The sequence below is a fragment of the Mangrovibacter plantisponsor genome, assembly GCF_003182475.1.
GTDB classification, from domain to species: domain Bacteria; phylum Pseudomonadota; class Gammaproteobacteria; order Enterobacterales; family Enterobacteriaceae; genus Mangrovibacter; species Mangrovibacter plantisponsor.
In genome coordinates, this window is record NZ_QGTS01000046.1 from 1 (window position 1) to 1,842 (window position 1,842).

Sequence of the window (1,842 nt, forward strand, 5' to 3'; positions counted from 1 at the left end):
GGCGGTGGCAGTTCATCGTCGTGCTGCATATACATACACAGGTAACTCCAGATTTGGTTCAGTTGCTCCCGCTCCCCCCACTCTTTCGCCAGCACAAAACGTTCCACCACCTGGTGGGTGCCGGGTTCACACAACGCCCCATACAGGTGGTAGCCACGGATACCCGGGGTGCTTTCAAAATGAACTTCTCCGTGGATATCTGCCCAGTTATACACACTGATACGGGTTATGGCCTTCCGCCAGGGCTGCCAGGGCTGTTTATAGTTATACACATAGAGTTTTTGCCGCTTGCGGTTCAGGCGTATTGGCAGGCTGCGGGGTTCTATAAAATAAGTTTTCAGAGCGTAGAAAAGCAGTAATAACGCTACAATACTCCCTCCCCCCCCCACAATCATAACGAATAAGTCATACCCTTTTAGTCCATATTGAATTACAAACATCATCATCATCAGAGCGGCACTAATAAAGGACAGGAATGCCGAAAACAACATCCCTCCCCACATCACCTCAATCCGGTAACGGGGCACTTCCAGGTAAATATCATTCCGCTCTGTCAGCCAGCGCAGTTGTGGGGGCACCAGCTGGGGCTCATGGTTTTCCGGCAGGTCTTCACACCAGTTATTGTGTTTGGGGTGCAAACGGGGTTTGGGGTACTCAAACGACATAAAAGACATGGTTATTCATCCTTGTTAGCGCATCAGTCTATATGGGTGGCCAGTTGCAGGTATTCATCCGGCAGTGATTTATCCGGCCACCAGACCACCGACAGTTCCGCACGCTTAAAACGGGTGGTGTTAAGGGGAAAGGTGCCGTCCAGTTGCAACCCGTGGGGCTCCGGCTTTTTCTGCCCACAGTTTTTTTCCGGCTGTGAGCCCGCTGTCGGGGCATTGTCTTGCGGGCAGGTGCTGCCTGATGCCGGGCCCTGAGCCGGTTGTTCTGGCCGTGCCCTCCCTGAGTCATCCTGCCGTCCCGGCTCCGGTGCCTGTTCCCGGGTAAACCAGGTTTCCACCAGCGTGGTGGCGGCAGTGACCTGCCTGACCGGTTGGGGGTTCGGCGCCATGACATCCGCGCGGGAATACTGTACCCGCAGGGCTTCATAGGTCTGTGGCTGTAGTGGTGGCAGGTTACCCTGCTGGTCTGCAGAGGCACTGCATGCCAGTACCTGGCGTATTCCCCCGTGGGTGATACCCGCCAGTTCCACCCGCCAGGCGGAGTTTTCCGGGCGGCAGTCTGCCAGAATGACCCGGGCCGCCAGCAGACGGGTGCCCGGTAATGGAGCCGCTTTGCTCAGCGCGGCAAGCCGGTCATAACGCAGCTGCACTGACACCCCGCTGGTTATAATCGCCAGCGCGTCCAGGCACTCCTGCAGGTCTTCCAGGCTTTGCGGGTGCCAGACCGGTTCACGCTCATCGCACCTGTTACGGTTACCAAAGCAGCAGTGGCTCAGCCAGCGCTCCAGCGGAGAGCGGATATAGCGGTTGCCAACCGCCACCAGGGTGGCGGCCAGAATACCCAGGACAATACACCAGCCTACCGGGCCAAATAGAGTAAAAATGCCGTTTGCACTAAAAAATACAGCCATACCTCCCGACACAGTAGATATAAATGCTCCTGACCAAAATAGTGCTGAAGCAACTTTATCCCCTGACTGCCAGGCTGAATAAGCTCTTAGCCCCAGGGCAATCCCCTGAATAACTGTTGCCAGCCCGGCGACTATACCAGCAGCTTTAAGTAACGCCTCTCCCTTGTTAAACAGGTTCAGTACCGCCGCACTCTGCCCCACAATTTCCACGGCTGACGCCATCAGTATCAGCACACCGGATGCCAGCGCCATTTCTGCCT

Annotated in this window: 1 protein-coding gene and 1 pseudogene; both read right to left on the minus strand. The window is 56.0% G+C overall.

What is annotated here, in order from left to right; translation table 11 throughout:
• Positions 1 to 674 (minus strand): DUF6708 domain-containing protein (locus DES37_RS25385; RefSeq protein WP_110028297.1); only part of this gene is annotated, 674 nt, incomplete at its 3' end.
• Between the two features lie 23 nt (positions 675 to 697).
• Positions 698 to 1,842, minus strand: a pseudogene (locus DES37_RS25390) (MnhB domain-containing protein); the annotation flags it as partial.